The sequence below is a fragment of the Caryophanon tenue genome (assembly GCF_001700315.1).
GTDB lineage: Bacteria > Bacillota > Bacilli > Bacillales_A > Planococcaceae > Caryophanon > Caryophanon tenue.
Map to the genome: position 1 here is coordinate 90465 of NZ_MASJ01000003.1, position 17818 is coordinate 108282.

At 40.4% G+C, this 17818-nt stretch carries 11 protein-coding genes and 1 pseudogene; all 12 read left to right on the top strand.

The genetic code is table 11. The features are described 5' to 3' along the window. Nucleotides 1-48: 48 nt before the first annotated feature. The 12 genes and pseudogenes from A6M13_RS03630 to opp4B all read left to right on the top strand — a co-directional run bounded on the left by A6M13_RS03630 (nucleotide 49) and on the right by opp4B (nucleotide 17766). Nucleotides 49-618: a peroxiredoxin family protein gene (locus A6M13_RS03630; protein WP_066542948.1), complete on the top strand. Its 570-nt coding sequence runs from the start codon at nucleotides 49-51 to the stop codon at nucleotides 616-618. A 74-nt stretch (nucleotides 619-692) separates the two neighbouring features. Next, nucleotides 693-1856 carry a PDZ domain-containing protein gene (locus A6M13_RS03635; protein WP_083998210.1) on the top strand — a complete coding sequence of 388 codons (1164 nt, stop codon included), beginning with the start codon at nucleotides 693-695 and terminating at the stop codon, nucleotides 1854-1856. A 217-nt stretch (nucleotides 1857-2073) separates the two neighbouring features. After that, complete coding sequence (locus tag A6M13_RS03640; RefSeq protein WP_066542950.1) at nucleotides 2074-2700, top strand: TVP38/TMEM64 family protein; 627 nt, start codon at nucleotides 2074-2076, stop codon at nucleotides 2698-2700. 111 nt (nucleotides 2701-2811) lie between these two features. Continuing rightward, the gene (gene addB, locus A6M13_RS03645; RefSeq protein ID WP_066542952.1) at nucleotides 2812-6321 is read left to right on the top strand and encodes a helicase-exonuclease AddAB subunit AddB; all 3510 of its coding nucleotides are present in this window, start codon (nucleotides 2812-2814) and stop codon (nucleotides 6319-6321) included. Then, entirely contained in the window at nucleotides 6314-9979 is a 3666-nt protein-coding gene (addA, locus tag A6M13_RS03650) for a helicase-exonuclease AddAB subunit AddA (protein WP_066542954.1), read from the top strand. The genes addB and addA overlap by 8 nt, the downstream gene beginning before the upstream one ends. A 69-nt stretch (nucleotides 9980-10048) precedes the next feature. Next, complete coding sequence (locus A6M13_RS03655) at nucleotides 10049-11203, top strand: DUF418 domain-containing protein (protein ID WP_066542955.1); 1155 nt, start codon at nucleotides 10049-10051, stop codon at nucleotides 11201-11203. Nucleotides 11204-11268: 65 nt separating this feature from the next. Beyond that, nucleotides 11269-12165 carry a fumarylacetoacetate hydrolase family protein gene (locus A6M13_RS03660; RefSeq protein ID WP_066542957.1) on the top strand — a complete coding sequence of 299 codons (897 nt, stop codon included), beginning with the start codon at nucleotides 11269-11271 and terminating at the stop codon, nucleotides 12163-12165. Nucleotides 12166-12245: 80 nt separating this feature from the next. Further along, a complete protein-coding gene (locus A6M13_RS03665; protein ID WP_066542958.1) occupies nucleotides 12246-12596 on the top strand; it encodes a YisL family protein in 351 nt (116 codons plus the stop codon). Between the two features lie 201 nt (nucleotides 12597-12797). Further along, nucleotides 12798-14234, top strand: coding sequence for an alpha-amylase family glycosyl hydrolase (locus A6M13_RS03670; RefSeq protein WP_066542960.1), 1437 nt, complete (start codon nucleotides 12798-12800; stop codon nucleotides 14232-14234). A gap of 613 nt (nucleotides 14235-14847) precedes the next feature. After that, nucleotides 14848-15854: pseudogene (locus A6M13_RS03675) on the top strand (ABC transporter ATP-binding protein). Further along, nucleotides 15854-16801, top strand: a complete 948-nt coding sequence (locus A6M13_RS03680) for an ATP-binding cassette domain-containing protein (protein ID WP_066542961.1) — start codon at nucleotides 15854-15856, stop codon at nucleotides 16799-16801. The pseudogene A6M13_RS03675 and the gene A6M13_RS03680 overlap by 1 nt, the downstream one beginning before the upstream one ends. Nucleotides 16802-16803: 2 nt before the next feature. Beyond that, nucleotides 16804-17766: an oligopeptide ABC transporter permease gene (gene opp4B / locus A6M13_RS03685; protein WP_066542962.1), complete on the top strand. Its 963-nt coding sequence runs from the start codon at nucleotides 16804-16806 to the stop codon at nucleotides 17764-17766. The last annotated feature ends 52 nt before the right edge of the window (nucleotides 17767-17818 follow it).

Consider the following 17818-nt stretch of genomic DNA (forward strand, 5'->3'; position numbering starts at 1 on the left):
TAGTAGATGCTGTGTTTTTTTGTATAATAACGTTAAGGGGGAGGACGTATGAAAAAGGGGATTGCATTAACGTTACTATTTGTGTTGGTGAGCGTTGCTTTATATAACGTCATTAGCGAGCAAATTGCTAAAACGACCTATACAACAGCAACTGTTGGGCAAGAAGTACATGCGTTAGAAGGGGATTTGAAGATTGGTAATGAAGCACCATCATTTACATTGCCATTATTAACGACAAAGCAGCCATTAGCATTAGCTGATATGCGCGGCAAAAGCGTTATCGTTAATTTTTGGGCGACATGGTGTCCACCGTGCCGAGCGGAAATGCCGGCGATGCAACGTTATTATGATAAATATAAGCATGAACATAATGTTGAAATTATTGCGGTGAATTTAACTGAGTCAGACCGAGGGCTAGATAAGATTCAACAGTTTGCCGAGCAATATCATTTAACATTTCCCATTGTATTAGATGAGCAGGAGCAAGTGAGTAAGCAGTATGAGGCAATTTCCATTCCAGCAACGTTTATTATAAATGAGCAGGGTGAGATTGCGCATCATATTGTAGGACCAGTAGATGAACCGATGCTTGTAGACCTTGTTGGCAATTTACAATGATTTCAAATCGTTCCCAATAAGCGAGGCATTTGGTACAATTATGTTATTGATTGGAAAGACAGAGGGTGACGAATGTGCAAGATATTTTATTAGAAGTGTTACGAGCAATTGCGCGTTTTTTTATGAATCCTATTTTGTATATTGCAACAGCTATGGCGATTTTTATCGGTTACCGACGTGTTAAACGTGAGCGAAAACAATTTCACCGCCGTTTATTATGGGGTGGGTCAGAATTAAAAAGCTTTTGGCGTGAAGGACTTTTACTCGGTGCGTTAATTTCGGTATTAAGCGTTGCAGTTGGCATGACGGTTCCTGTGCAATGGCTCATTTTACTCGCTATTTTTATGTGTATAGGTATTTTATTAACATCGTTTATATTCGGATCAGCGATTTATGCCATTGTTGTCGCGTTTTTGGCATTGTGGATTATTGAATGGCAACAATGGTCGTTTACCATTGGTACATATACATTTGAACATGTGAATGTATTTGGCGGCACAATTGTTGGTGTGACGTTATTTGCAGCAGCATTCTTAATTGCGGAAGGGATGTTAATTCGACGACATAGTGCAACGCGTGTATCGCCTATTTTAACGAAAACAAAGCGCGGCTTACGAGGCATTGCGTATGAAGCGAAACAGTTTTGGTTATTGCCGACGTTGTTTGTGATCCCAGGGGATACGATAAGCGCGATGTTCCCATACTGGCCACAGTTCTCACTAGGACACACACAATTTGAACTTGTATTATTCCCAATTGTGATTGGCTTCCAACAATTTGCGCGTCAAAAACTACCGCAAGATGTGTTCCCGAAGCTAGGCAAGCAAGTAACATTACTTGGCGAAATCATTATGTTAATCGGTTTAATTACCGTGTTTTTCCCACAGCTGGGGTTATTAGGGATTATATTAGCACTTGTCGGGCGTCTGTTCATTACATGGCGCATCGTACGTCAGCAAAATGGTGATACATACGCAGTTATTCCCAAAAAAGAAGGCGTTGTCATTGCAGGCGTTTTAGCAGACTCACCTGCAGAGAAGATGGGGCTAGTGGCAGGCGAATGTATTCGTAAAGTAAATGGACAAACCGTTCATACAGAAGAAGAGCTATACAAAGCGCTTCAAGTAAACGCAGCATATTGTAAGCTTGAAGTATTAAATCACGATAATGAAGTACGCTTAACACAACATGCCGTGTTTATGGAGGATCATTATCGAATTGGGCTTTTATTGGTGTAAAAATAATATTGTAAGTACAGATGGTCAAACATTAACACAAAACCAAAAAATGAAATTTACAACAGGACGATAAATTGTCACACGAAACACCAGCGAAACGTCAAAACCTTCGTTGGTGTTTCGTTTTTTACAATAACGTCAAAATAAAAGAGAGATGCATCATTTCTAAAGTGAACGCGTCTAAAGTAAGTAATACATATGTACAGGGAGTGGGAGTATGAGTGATTTTGCAACGCTAGAGCAGCTGGACAAATTAACGACATATTATGAAAGCTTAGGACCGATTGTCGGTGTTTTATTGCCATTTATCGAGGCGTTCTTACCCTTTTTACCACTCGTTGTATTTGTTGTGGCAAACGCTAGTGCGTACGGTTTATGGTGGGGCTTTTTAATAACCTGGGTGGGAACAGTCGCGGGTTCTTATTGTGTGTTTTTACTAATCCGTTATTTCCGCGATACAAAGCTTATTCGTAAACTCACGAGCCGTAAAAAAATGCAAAAACTGATTCAATGGGTGGACCGCAATGGATTAAGTCCATTGTTTGTGTTAATTTGTTTACCGTTTACGCCATCTGTTCTTGTCAATGTAGTGGCAGGTATTTCAAATATTAAAAAGGTGAATTATTTTATTGTATTGTTTGCGGGGAAGTTCGCGATGATATTATTTATTAGCTATATTGGTTATGATTTGCGAGAGCTTATCACGAATCCCGTCAAGTTAATTTTATCAATTGTGGCGATCATTGCATTATGGGGTGTAGGAAAGTATTTTGAAGTGCGTTTAAACCGTCGTGTGGAACGTGATTTTAAGCATATTCAACAAGAGAGACAACAGCAAAAATGATAAAAGATGCGACCTTTTCACCAACAAGAAAGGGTCGTATTTTTAATGGTGACAAGATGAAAAAGCGAACATACTTTTGTATAATGAAAATAGAAGAATGGGGGGATGCATATGTCATTACGTATTGTTTCTGGACGTGCGGGAAGTGGAAAATCACAATGGATACAGCGAGAGATTGTCGAGCAATGCAAAGCTGAGCCACTAGGGGCACCAATTTTCATTATTGTGCCGGACCAAATGTCGTATACAACTGAGTATGATTTGATGAACCGACATGGCATGAAAGGGTTAATTCGCGCACAAGTGTTATCATTTAAACGTTTAGCTTGGTACATTTTACAGGAAACGGGTGGCATTGCGCGTCGTGAAATTAATGGCGTTGGTTATAAAATGTTAATTCGTCAATTACTAGACGAGCAAAAGGAGCAGTTTTCATTATTTCGCCAAGCAGCAGGTAAGCGTGGCTTTACAAATGAAATTGAAGCACTGTTAAAAGAGTTTGGTCGCTACAATGTGACGAGTGAGATGCTGACAAATGTCGCAACCTCATTTCAAGAAATGGACGCGCCTAAAACACTGATCAATAAAACAGCGGATTTACAAGTCGTTGTCGATGCAGTGGAGCAACGCTTAGGAACAACGTATGTCGATAGTGAAGGGTATTACCCGCTTCTTACGGAGAACTTAGCGCAGTCAGAGCAAATAAAGGAAGCGAGTATTTATATTGATGGCTTTACAGCATTTACGGGGCGTGAATTTGAATTATGTAAGGAGCTATTACGTGTAGCGAAGTGTGTCACCATTACATTGCCATATCGCACGATGGACGAGGCGCATAATGACCAAGCACTTTTCCATGAAGCCGCGTCAACTGCCGTTCGTTTGCATGAGGCAGCCGAGGCGCTACAAGTAGATATTGAGCCAGAAGTCGTCTGCACGGAGGCAGTACGTTTCCAATCGCCCGAGCTTGCACATATCGAGCAATATTTTGGCGAAGCGTTAGCACCTGCCTTTCACGGAAAGGCAGAGCATATCACGATCATTGAAGCCGCGAGTCGACGTGCTGAAATACATGCGATCGCCCGCGAAATTCGCAGGCTCGCAACAGAAGAAGGCATCCGTTATAAAGATATGGCTGTGTTATATCGCCAAGCAGCGGCATATGACCCATTAATGAGTACCATTTTCCAACAGTATGATATTCCGTATTTCACAAATACGAAAAAGCCAATGCTTCATCATCCGTTAATCGAATTTTGCCGTTCGGTGTTGGAGGCAATTTCAACAGGTTGGAAATATGAGCCGATGTTCCGAAGCGTTAAAACAGATTTATTTTTCCCGGTATCGAATGATTATACGGTATGGCGTGAACGTGCAGACCGTATGGAAAACTTTGTGATTTCACACGGGATATACGGAGCACGTTGGTTGGATGATGCGCGCTGGTTTTATAAAAAGTACCGTGGCCTAGAATTTAATCGGATGGTTCAAACTGATGATGAAAAGGCGATTCAACAAGAAATTGAAGCAGTTCGTCAGCAAGTCATTACGCCGTTACGCGCATTTCAAGAAAGCTTACTTGCTGCACAAAATGCGACGGAAATGGCGACAGCTTTATTTACATTATTAGAGCAATGCGACGTTTATCCGAAGCTAATGCAAATGAAGAATCAAGAAATTGAGCGCAATGCACACTACGAAGCAGCGGAACACGACCAAGCATGGAACGGTGTTGTGGAGGTACTTGACCAGTTTGTGCAAATGTTTGGACAGGAATCATTAACGCTTGATGACATGATTGATATTTTAGATGAAGGTTTTGATGGGCTTGAATTTTCACGTATTCCACCCACACTTGACCAAGTACAAGTAGAAACGTCTGATTTAGCACGTTTACCACATACAAAAGTGGTATTTGTTATTGGTATGAATGACGGCGTGTACCCAAAACGTATTGATTATGAGGGATTATTATCGGATAGTGAGCGTGATTTCTTTACAAAGGCGGGCTATGACTTAGCGCCAACGTCTAAAAATCGCTTGTTACAAGAGCCCTATATTATGTATACAACATTAGCGGCTGCATCCGATCGCCTCATTTTATCGTACGCACAGGCAGATGAAGAAAGTAAAGCGCTCTTACCGTCGAGCTATTTAAAACAGTTGGAACATTTAGTGCCACAACTTGAAAAGAAACGTGCGTATATGGATCCGACCGAAGACTTACGTGATACGGTCGATACATTTAGCTATTTACAGCATCCACGTGCAGCGATGCCATATATTGTGACACAGCTTCGTCAGCTAGAGGAAGCGGAGCACTTACCACCGATTTGGCGCGCTGTTCAGCATTATTATGAACAAAATATGCAGTGGTCCCATATGTTTACGCAAGTGACGAAACCTCTATATCAAAAAAATGTAGGCGAGCGTTTAACAGAAGACGTAACGAAGGAATTGTACGGTAACCGTTTAACATCAAGTGTATCGCGTATTGAAAAATTCTTTAGCTGTCCGTTTTCTCATTTTGCGACATACGGTTTGAAGCTAGAAGAGCGTTCAGAATATCGCTTGGAAACATTTGCGATTGGCGATTTATTCCACGCAGCGATGAAGTGGATTACGGAGGAAACTGAACGTTTAGGGATTCAGTGGAATCGTTTAACAAATGAGCAATGCCAAGCACTGACAAAGCAGGCGTTAGAAGAAATTGTACCGGTGTTTTCACATCAAATTTTACTAAGTAGTGCGCGATATCGCTACATTCAAAAGAAATTAATGCGTATTGTGGAACGGACGATGTTGGCATTAACACATCATGCGCAAAAATCACATTTTAAAACGATTGCGTATGAACAAGGCTTTGGCTTTGGTGAACCATTGCCACCACTTGAAATTCCGCTTGCTAATAAAAATAAACTGTATTTACAAGGGCGCATTGACCGCATTGACCGTGCAGTAATTGAAGACCGAACGTATTTACGTGTCGTCGATTATAAATCGTCAGCACGTGATTTAAACGTGGCAGAAGTGTATCACGGTTTATCCTTACAGCTCATGACGTATTTAGATGTGGCAATGGAAAACGCACCAATGTTATTAAAAGGTACAGGTGAAGTATTACCAGCAGGAGTGCTGTACATTCATATGCATAATCCGATGTTAACGTTTGATACGGAAATGGATGATATCACGCTAGAGACAACACGCCTTGACCAATACCGTATGCGTGGATTAATTACGAGCAACGAAGAGATGCTGTTCTCAATGGATGAAACACTAGAAGAAGAGGCAAGTCGTTCATCCATTATTCCTGTAACCTTGAAAAAAGATGGCTCGATTTATACAGAGCGTTCAAAGGTAATTGAAACGGAAGATATGCAGTTCGTGCAACAATATGTACGTAAAAAGCATATGGAAGCAGGGAACGGTATTTTAGCAGGTAAAACAGATATTACCCCGTATCGTTTGAAGGATAAAACAGCATGTACGTATTGTCAGTTTAAAGCGGTTTGCCAGTTCGACCCGTCAGACGGCGAGCAGCAATACAATCGCTTGCATGGCATGAAGCAACAGCAATTTGTTGAAAAAATTCGTCAGGAGGTAGAAACACATGACTAATATTCCGAAAAAACCTGCTGACGTACAGTGGACAGATGAGCAGTGGCAAGCCATCTATGCAAGTGGGCAAGATACACTTGTATCCGCAGCTGCGGGTTCAGGGAAAACAGCGGTGCTGATTAATCGCATGATTGAAAAAGTGATTGGCAAAACGGGTGAGCCAATTGACTGCGATGAATTACTTGTTGTGACATTTACGAATGCAGCGGCAGCAGAAATGCGACAGCGCATGGCGACAGCGCTTGAAAAAGAGTTGCAAAAACAGCTCGATAATCCACCGATTGCCAAGCATTTACGTCGCCAGTTAACGCTTGTCAATAAGGCACAAATTTCGACACTGCATTCATTTTGTTTAGCGATTATTAAACAATATGCGTATATGCTTGATTTAGACCCAGGCTTCCGCATTGCTAATGACGGAGAAGCGGCATTATTACGCGATGATGTATTAGCAGAAGTGCTAGAGCAGGCATACGATGAGGACAATGAAGCGCGTTTACTCGATATGTATCGCCTCGTTGATAGTTTCACGTCAGACCGTGATGACCAAGCGATTGAATTGCTAATTGAGCGCCTATATGAAATGTCACGCGTACAGCCAGAGCCGTATCGTTGGTTAAATAGTTTAGTAGATGCGTATAACATTGATGCAGCCACAACAGTCGATGATTTAGTGTTTATTGAGGATATCAAAAAAAGCATTCGTTTAGAATTACAAAGCGCGTGGCGTTATTTAGAAGAAATGCGTGATATTACGTTATTACCAGACGGACCAGCTGCATATGGCACAACGCTTGAGCGCGATTTTGACGATGTGCGCACCGTATTAGCCATTAGTGAAATGGGTTCATGGCAGGCGTTACATGATGCGGTGACAGGCTTTAAATGGACAACATTAGCACGAATGAAAAAGGATGAATGTGACCCGACACTTCAAAAGCGTGCGAAAGATAAACGTGATAAAGCAAAGAAAATTATTGATACATTGCAAAAAACATATTTTGCGCGTCAGCCACATACATTAGTGGAAGAAATTCGTCGGATGGCACCGATTATTGCGACACTTGTGGAGCTAACGAAAGACTATAGTGAGCGTTATAAGCAACTGAAGCGAAAGCGCGCACTTGTCGACTTTTCAGATTTAGAGCATTATGCACTGCAAATTTTAACGACAATAGAAGATGGAGAGCTTGTACCATCTGTTGTTGCACAAGACTATCAGCAAAAATTTAAAGAGGTGCTTGTTGACGAGTACCAAGATACGAATTTATTGCAGGAAACGATTTTGCAGCTAGTGAAAAGTGGTGATGCCCACAACGGCAATATGTTTATGGTTGGGGACTTAAAGCAATCTATTTACCGATTCCGATTAGCTGAGCCACGCTTATTTTTAGGGAAGTATGAGCAATATGCCGACAAACAAGACGGTTTAAAAATTGATTTGAATGCGAACTTCCGCTCACGCCGTGAAATTTTAGAAGGCACGAACTATATTTTTACACAAATTATGGGCAAGCAAGTCGGTGAGTTAGAGTATGACGAAGCGGCTTCGTTAAAATATAGCGGCGGGTACGATGATGTACCGACAGCGATTCCGATTCAAGTAGCCGTCATTGCAAATGCCGAAGAAGAGGACGAGCTACCAGAAGAGGATGATTTTACAGCTGCACAGTATGAAGCGCGCTATATCATTCGCGAAATTCAACAGCTCAAAGAAAGTGGCGCAATGGTCAAAGGAAAAGATGGCAACATGCGTCCATTGGAATATCGCGATATTGTTATTTTAATGCGTTCCATGACATGGTCTGCAGAATTTGCCGAAGCGTTCAAAGAAGCGGAAATCCCTCTGTACGCAGATTTAGGGAAAGGCTACTTTGAAGCGTTAGAAGTTATGATTATGCTGAACACATTAAAGGTGGTCGATAATCCGTATCAAGATATTGCATTAGCATCTGTGCTACGTGCACCATTTGTTGGGTTAACGGAAAATGAGTTAGCAACGATTCGTGTGTCTGATAAACGTTTACCATTTTATGAAGCGCTCCATCATTTTGTACGTCAAGGGCAGTCAGGTATTTCGACAGCGGCTGCTGAAAAATTACAACGCTTTTTACAGCTCCTGCAAAAATGGCGTAATGCGTCAAAGCGTATCGCCTTATCAGACCTTGTGTGGATGATTTATGAGGATACGTATTATTATGAAATGGTCGGTGCCATGGTGAATGGTAAGCAACGTCAAGCGAATTTGCGTATTTTGCATGACCGCGCGTTAGCATATGAGCAAACTATATTCCGTGGTTTGTTCCGCTTCTTACGCTTCGTAGACCGTATGAAGTCGCGTGGTGACGACTTAGGGACAGCACGCTCTGTCAGTGAAGAAGAGGATGTTGTGCGCGTCATGACGATTCACGCATCAAAAGGGTTGGAGTTTCCTGTCGTGTTCGTTGCTGGTTTAGGTCGAGGCTTTAATAAAATGGATTTTAACCATCCATATGTGTTCGACCAGCAATACGGCTTAGGGGTGAAAGCGATTGACCCTGAGCACCGCGTGACATATACATCACTACCATTTTTAGCGATTAAAGAAAAAAAGCTACTAGAAATGCGCGCCGAGGAAATGCGTATTTTGTATGTAGCGATGACACGTCCGAAAGAACGGTTGTATTTAGTCGGTTCGGTAAAAGATGCGACAAAATCATTGCAAGATTGGCAAGAGTCACAGCGTTTAAAAGAGCATGAGCGTTTACCAAATGCATTACGTGCAAAGGCGAACCGCTATTTAGACTGGATAGGTCCTGCAATTGTCTGTCATCCTGATTTTATCGAGATGGAGCAGCAGGCATCCTACACGCCGTCACAGTGGAATGTTCATTTCATTAGCAATGATGCGCTACGTGAAGGGAAAGATAAGCTGACGCAAGAACAATTAGCGGATACGGCAACATTGGATGCGACATTGGTCGAAGAAGTAACGCGACGCTTTACAGCACAATACCATTATACGGATATGACAACGAAGCGTTCAAAAACATCCGTAACCGAATTAAAGCGTCTCCAGCAACTGCAATTACAAGAAGAGCCAGAATTATTTGCACAAGCTACGCAAACGCTTGTGAAGGAAGCACCGCGTCCTGCCTTTTTACAACAGCAATCATTAACAGCAGCAGAAGTAGGGACCGCTTTCCACGCAGCGATGCATCATGTTCCACAGCAAGGATTTACATCGGACACTGCGATTGATGCGTTTATTGACAGCTTAGTCACACGTGAAATTTTAACAAAAGATGAAGCGGCTGTATTAGAGCGAGCCCATTTCCAACAATTTTTTGCCTCGGCTATTGGGCAACGTTTTATGAAAGCACATCGTATTTGGCGTGAGCTGCCGTTTACAATGCTTGTAAAAGAAGACACCATGATAGATGGGCAAATTATTCAAGGGATTATTGACTGTGTCATTGAAGAGCAAGATGGTACAATTATATTGTTAGATTATAAAACAGACCGCATTGCAAAGGCACAGTTGCAAGAAGAATTAGAAAAGCGATATACAATACAGCTACACACATATGCACAAGCAATCGAGCAAATTTTACGTGTACCTGTTACTGAAAAAATTATTTATGCCGTGCGTAGCGCAATGACAATTGCATTACCGTAATGCAGTTTACAAAAGAGCTGTCCATTGTTTACGGACAGCTCTTTTTTTAAACAGGAAGGGAGTGTATTGATGAAGTATGAACCGACGTTACAGCATGAACGTGTCCATACATTAGATGTTATTCGAGGGCTTTGTTTACTAGGTATTATCATTGTGAACATGTACGGCTTCTTTTTACCATTGCCTTATATTGAGCTGAATGCATGGTATGAAGGCAGCCCGTTTGAGTTAATGTGGACGCAAAATTTATCGATTTACATACAAGGGAGTATTTACCCGTTATTTGCGATGTTATTTGGTTATGGGGTTGCGCTACAATACGCACGCACATCTGCAAAAGGAATATCCTTTTATAGCATTGCACCGAAGCGCTTTTTTATACTAGCACTTATCGGCATTGCGCACGGATTACTCATTTGGTGGGGCGATATTTTATTAGCGTATGCTGTATGTGCGTTTATATTACTTGTCTTTATTCGCTGGTCACCACTCGTATTACTAATAAGCGGGCTTGCGATAAATGGTTTGTGGCAGTTGTTACTATTTGCAGGTTTAACGTTGTCAGGTGGTGGGCAAACACCACTATCGACATACGTAGACTTAGCCGGAATTGAACAGGTTGTGACGGCTTATACATTAGGCGGTTGGGGCGATGCCTTTCTTCAGCGCCTTGCCGACTACAGCTATCAATTCCAGCCACTTATGTGGATCACGACCATTTTAGCGTATATGTTACTCGGTGCTGCTGCAGCAAAGTGGCGCTTAATTGAACGCGCATCACAACTGCGTCTATTTTGGGGGATGATGGCGATTGTCTTTGTCGCGGTGGGTATTTACACGAAAAGTTTATTTGTGCTACAAGATGCCAGCTTTTTAAATTATTATATACAATCATTTGTTGGAGGTCCGTTACTTGCGATTGGCTATGCAGCAGTTATTATTTGGCTATGTTCATTCGCAAGCATTTTGAAAATCGCTACGCCCTTTGCGAATATGGGAAGATTATCGATGACGATGTATTTAATGCAGTCTGTCGTCATGACATTGCTGAGTTATCAATTTGGCTTTGGGTTATATGGCAAACTTGACGTACCGACGATGGTTTATTTAGCGATCGGTATTTACGTGCTCCAAGTCATTTTGGCACAGCTTTATTTATTGAAATGGCAACAAGGTCCGATAGAGTTTATGTGGAAACGACTATCTTATCGAAAATATTTGTGAAAAATAAGGAAATTTCAGAAGATTTGCGGTATGATGGAAAAAACAAAAAGGAGCGCTTACTCGATATGAAACTTTTATCATTTAATTACAACAATCAAGTTCGATTTGGTCTAAAAGTCAAAAAAGAAGAGGCAGTATGGGATGTACTTGCTATTCAAGAGCAATTAGCAGTTTTACCGGAGTTTCCACAAACAATGGTTGAAGGTGTTGCCAAAGGTTTGGACTTTGTAGAACAGATTCGTAAATTGGTTGAAGCGGCTTCGAAGGATGAAAATCCAGAGCAATTCAAGCGTGCTTTCACAGATATTACATGGTTAGCACCAATTCCACGTACACCGAAAAACGTCATTTGTGTAGGGAAAAACTATGCAGACCACGCAGCAGAAATGGGCGGTGTAGCACCAGAGGACTTAATCGTTTTCACAAAATCGCCGTTATCAATTGCAGCGGATGAAGAAACATTACCATTACATGCGGATAAAACAGATTCATTAGATTATGAAGGTGAATTAGCAATCGTGATTGGTAAAGGTGGTAAAGACATTCCGAAATCTTTAGCGTATGATTATGTATTTGGTTATACAATTGCGAACGATATTTCAGCACGTGATGTACAGTACCGTCACCAACAATTCTTCCTAGGTAAAAGCTTAGAGGGAACATGCCCACTAGGACCTTATTTAGTAACGAAAGACGAGTTACCAGACCCACATGCATTAACAATTGTTACGAAAGTGAATGACCAAATTCGTCAAAATGCGTCAACAAAAGATATGTTATTTAAAGTAGATACATTAATTTCAACAATTTCACAATACGTAACATTAGAGCCAGGCGATGTGATTTTAACAGGTACGCCAGCAGGAGTTGGCAAAGGCATGACCCCACCAACATTCTTAAAAAGTGGCGATGTTGTGAAAGTTTCAGTAGAAGGCATTGGAACTTTAGTAAATCGTTTCTAATTTACTGCGTTACAATTTGAATCACACTTCATTATCTGATACGATTATTTTGTAAAATGATATGATGAGGTGGGGAAAAAATGGACTTTTTAACGTCTACAACTCATTTGCATATTACTACTTGGGTAGTAATGCTTGTGCTATTTTTCGTAGCAGTAGCGAAATACTCTAAAGGTGTTCATATGGCTTTACGTTTGTTTTATCTTTTAGCAATCGTTTCAGGTCTAGCACTTTATTTAGAGTACCGTGCAACGTTTGAGTACGACATTAAATTCACATTCGCGATTTTAACAATCGGGATGATGGAAATGGTATTAGTACGAGGACAAAAAGGGAAATCAACAACTGTTGTTTGGGCATTATTTGCAGTATTTGCATTAGTGACAATTTTCTACGGTTTAAAATTACCAGCAGGTATGGATTTCTTCTAATGTTAAGAGAGCCGCGTATCCAATAGGGGTACGCGGTTTTATTTGTCAGCATGACCTACTTTTCGGTATGATAAAGAAAAGTAATTGCAAGTGGAAAGTACTAGATTAGTCGTAACATCAAATGTTTTTAGGTAATATGGGTATTCTTTTATAATAGAAGAAACTCGTGTAGAAGGCATAGTCTTTAAAGGGGATGATGATGTGAGAGGCCGGTTATGGGGAACAGCAATGATGACAATCGTGTTAAGTATCTCGACAATATTTAGCACAAGCAGTACATATGCAGAAGAAACGCGCACCATTTATGATGAAAGTATTTACGAGGTATTCGTAGACCGTTATTTCAATGCAACAAATGGCAATGACTATGAAGTAGATACACAGAATCCTGCAGCCTTCGCTGGTGGTGATTTTATTGGAATGCGCGATAAGATGGATTACATTGTTGACTTAGGTTTTACAACGGTCGCAATTGGCTCTGTATTTTCGACTGAAACATATGATGGCTCGCGTATTACATCGTACGAAACGATTGAGCGCCATTTTGGAACAGCGCAGGAACTACAGCAATTAATCGATACGTTTAAAGAGCGTCATATTCGTACGATGATGGATTGGCGCTTAAATCACGTTAGCAGTAATCATGAATGGGCAATCGAGCATCCAGAATGGGTGAGCGAGGAACAAGACGGTAGCATTACGTGGGATTATACAAATGAGGCATTTATTGTTGCACTGACGGAAGCTGTTCAGAATATGCAATCTACTTATAACGCAGGTGCTATTCGCTTTACGCAAATGGAGGATGTACCAGCAGATGTAGTCTCCACATTAATTGCAACTATTCGTGAACAAACAGAAGATGTGCAAATCGTTATCACATCAGAGAAAGATGTTGATGCAGATGCTGTAATACGCATTGGAGACATAGAACAGTGGGGGACAATGTTTCAAATAACGGGTCAATCGACGGCTATGTTGCCACAATTAATCGCACCACAAACACCGGCAACAATTGCTGCAGTAGATACGCTCGAAACAGAACGTATTACGTATAAAGCAGCGGAACAAAATGCGTTTCCACCGACACGTATTAAAGTAGCGATGGGCGCATTACTGACGATGCCAACTGTACCACTTATGACATACGGAACAGAAATTTCAATGAATGGACATGACGCTACCACGTCACATCAAATTCAAAACTTTAAAGTCGAAGAAGAGATTATTGGCTATATACAAGATGTTCAAAAAATTCGTAATCAGTCGGCAGCATTGCGGACCGGGGATTTTGAACTTTTAACAAATAAAGACGGCTTTATTGTGTTTAAAAGATGGAACAATGAGGAACAATGGATAGTGGCGATCAATAACACATCGGAAACACAGCGTGTACAAATTCCAATCGATGAAATTGGTGACGATAAGCAATTATCGGGACTTTTCGAGAAGGACATTGTGCGGCAAGATGAAGATGGCTATTATAGCGTAGTCATTGACCGTGAAATTGTCGAATTATATCAGGTGAAAGACGATGAAGGCTTTAATATTGCTTATATGATAATGATGGCACTTGTCTATATTATCTTTTTAGCATTTATTTGGGCATTACTACGCCGAGGGAAAAAACGTTCGTAATGATAACGACCATTCCAATGTGGGATGGTCCATTTTTTTAAGGGAAAAATTAACGAAATTGTGACAACATTAGACAAAAAAATTTTTCTGTCGTATAAGCTATTAAATTACCATTTTTTACGCTTGAAATGTATAATGGGAAAAAAATACATCCTATCATTATTTAGAAAATGATATATTATGAGAGACTACACGTCGATAGTCATCAGACAACAAACATCTAATGGAAGCTTGAAATGATAGCGCTTTAAAAGCTTTTAAGGTTTTGAAAAATACTATTCAATGAAAATTTTTAATGCACTAAATAAACGTACGTCTGTTAATTCTGATAAATCAATATTTTCAGTTAATAATGCGTTAATTTAGTGGTTTAAAGCGTTGAAACGACAAAAAACAGTTGTCAAAAGGGATTTTAAATACTAAAATGTCATTATGTTAGTATAATTCATACATCTATAGTTGACGCGAGGTTTTATTGAACGGTATAATGTGTCACGATGTATTTTTTATTGTGCAATTGACTGAAAATTTAGGAAGTGGTTTGCGCAAAGAATATTTTTTGAAGTGAATTGTCACAATATTCTTATACCGCTTGCTTGAAAGGAGAAACAATTTGAAAACATCTAACGAAGATTTATTAATCATTAATGATTTACACACAGGTTTTCGAATTAAAGATACGTATTTTGATGCTGTAGATGGTGTCTCACTTACGTTAAAGAAAAATGAAATCCTTGCAATCGTTGGCGAATCAGGCTGCGGTAAAAGTACGCTTGCGACGTCGATTATGGGTTTACACGACCATAATAAAACACGTGTACAAGGCGAAATTTTATATCAAGGTAAAAATTTAGCAACAATGACTGAGGATGAGTTTAATACAGTCCGTGGAGAAGAAATCGGTATGATTTTCCAAGATCCACTGTCAGCATTAAACCCATTAATGCGAATTGGCGATCAAATCGAAGAAGGATTAATTTATCATACAAAAATGACAAAAGAAGAACGTAAAGCACGTGTGCTAGAACTTCTAGGTCAAGTAGGTATTCCCAATCCACCTCGTGTAGCAAAACAATTCCCTCACCAACTGTCTGGTGGTATGCGCCAGCGTGTTATTATTGCCATTGCCATTGCATGTAAGCCAAAAGTAATTATTGCGGATGAGCCGACAACGGCATTAGACGTAACTATCCAAGCACAAATTCTCGATTTATTAAATGAACTGCAAGCAGAAACAGAGGCAGGTATTATTTTAATTACACATGACTTAGGTGTTGTAGCAGAAGTTGCAGACCGTGTAGCGGTAATGTACGCGGGTCAAATCGTAGAGCTAGCAACGGTTGAAGAGCTATTTACAAATCCTAAGCATCCATATACACGTTCATTATTCAACTCAATCCCACAAATGGGGCAGCAGAAGGTGAACGCTTAAATGTTATTAAAGGTATTGTCCCTTCATTAATGAATTTACCACGTCAAGGTTGCCGCTTTGCACACCGTGTACCATGGGTAAAAGAATCAGAGCATGAAGCAACACCGACATTACATGAAGTATCGCCAGGGCATTTAGTACGTTGTACGTGCTGGCAAAACTTCGATTTCGAAGGGGGTAACGCATAATGAGCTTTATGCAAATTAAAGATTTAAAAGTGCACTACCCAATTCGTGGTGGATTTTTCAACTCAGTTGTTGACAATGTATACGCAGTAGATGGCATCTCAATGGAGTTCGAACGTGGAAAAGCGTACGGCTTAGTAGGGGAGTCTGGTTGTGGTAAATCGACAACAGGTAAATCAATTATTGGTCTTGAGAAAATTTCAAGTGGTGACATTATTTATGAAGGCGAGAACGTAACGAATAAGCGTCGCGACCGTCGTTCAAATTATAATCGTGAAATCCAAATGATTTTCCAAGATTCACATTCAAGTTTAAACCCACGTAAACGCGTGGCAGAAATTTTACAAGAACCAATTCGTAACTTCTTAAAGCTAACACCAGCAGAAGAAGATAAAAAGATTAGCGAATTATTAGCAATTGTCGGTATGCCAGAAGATGCGAAGCTAAAATATCCACATGAATTCTCAGGTGGTCAAAAGCAACGATTAGGTATTGCTCGTGCAATCGCAACAAACCCAAAATTAATTATTGCCGATGAGCCAGTATCAGCACTGGACTTATCTGTACAAGCACAAGTGTTAAACTTCATGAAGGACATTCAAACAGAATATGGCTTAAGCTATTTATTCATCTCACATGACCTTGGTGTTGTAAAGCATATGTGTGACCATATTTCGATTATGTATCGTGGCCGTTTTGTAGAGTCAGGCAATAAGCAAGATATTTACACAAATCCACAACATATTTACACGAAGCGTTTATTATCAGCGATTCCAAATGTTAACCCAATTGGACGTGAAGAGCGTAAACGTGAGCGTATCGAAGTGGAAAAGCATTATCAAGCAGAGCATAAGCAATACTTTGATGAAAATGGCCGTGTGTATGATTTAGTACCAGTTGAAGGTTCATCAACGCACTTAGTAGCAGCCAAAGCGAAAGGAGGATTTTAATTATGTGGAAAACGATATTAAGACGATTCCTAGTAATGATTCCTCAGCTTTTTGTTCTTAGTTTATTAATTTTCGTCATGGCACAATTTATGCCGGGTGATCCGTTCACAGGTGCGATTACGCCAGACACAGACCCAGCGCGTATTGAAGAATTACGTGAAAAGGCAGGCTTAAACGACCCTTGGTATGAGCAGTATGGTCGTTGGATTGGTAATGCGTTGCAAGGCGATTTCGGTAAGTCTTATACGTATAAGATGGAAGTATCGACGCTTATCGGTGAACGTGCATTAAATACGTTCTGGCTATCACTTGTTTCAGTTATTTTGCTGTATATTATCGCGATTCCACTAGGTGTATTAGCGGGGCGTTATCATAACTCAGCACTTGATAAAACAATTATTCTTTACAGCTTTATTACGTATGCGATTCCGACATTCGTATTAGCATTAGTATTCTTATACTTCTTCGGATACAAGTTAAACTGGTTCCCGACAGGCGGTTCGGTAGACGTTCAGTACGACCCAGGTACAATGGGTTACTTCTGGAGTAAGCTATACCATATGTTATTACCAGCCATTACGTACGCGATTCTTGGTACGACATCAATTATTCAGTTCTTACGTTCAGAAATTATTGATGCAAAAGCACAAGATTATGTACGTACAGCACGTAGTAAAGGGATTCCAATGCGCAAAGTATATACGCGTCACATTTTCCGTAACTCGTTATTACCGATTGCTGCATTCTTAGGTTTCACAATTACAGGTTTATTAGGCGGTTCGATCTTCATCGAAACGATTTTCAGTTTCCCAGGTATGGGACAATTATTCATTTCGTCAATTGGTTCACGTGACTATTCAGTCATTACAGCATTAGTAATGCTATTCGGCTTCTTAACATTATTAGGTAGTCTATTATCCGATATTATTATGAGTATCGTTGACCCACGTATTAGGATTGAATAGGCCATACTAAAAAAGTTAAGGAGAGGTGAAAACAGTGGCTAAAGACAAAAAA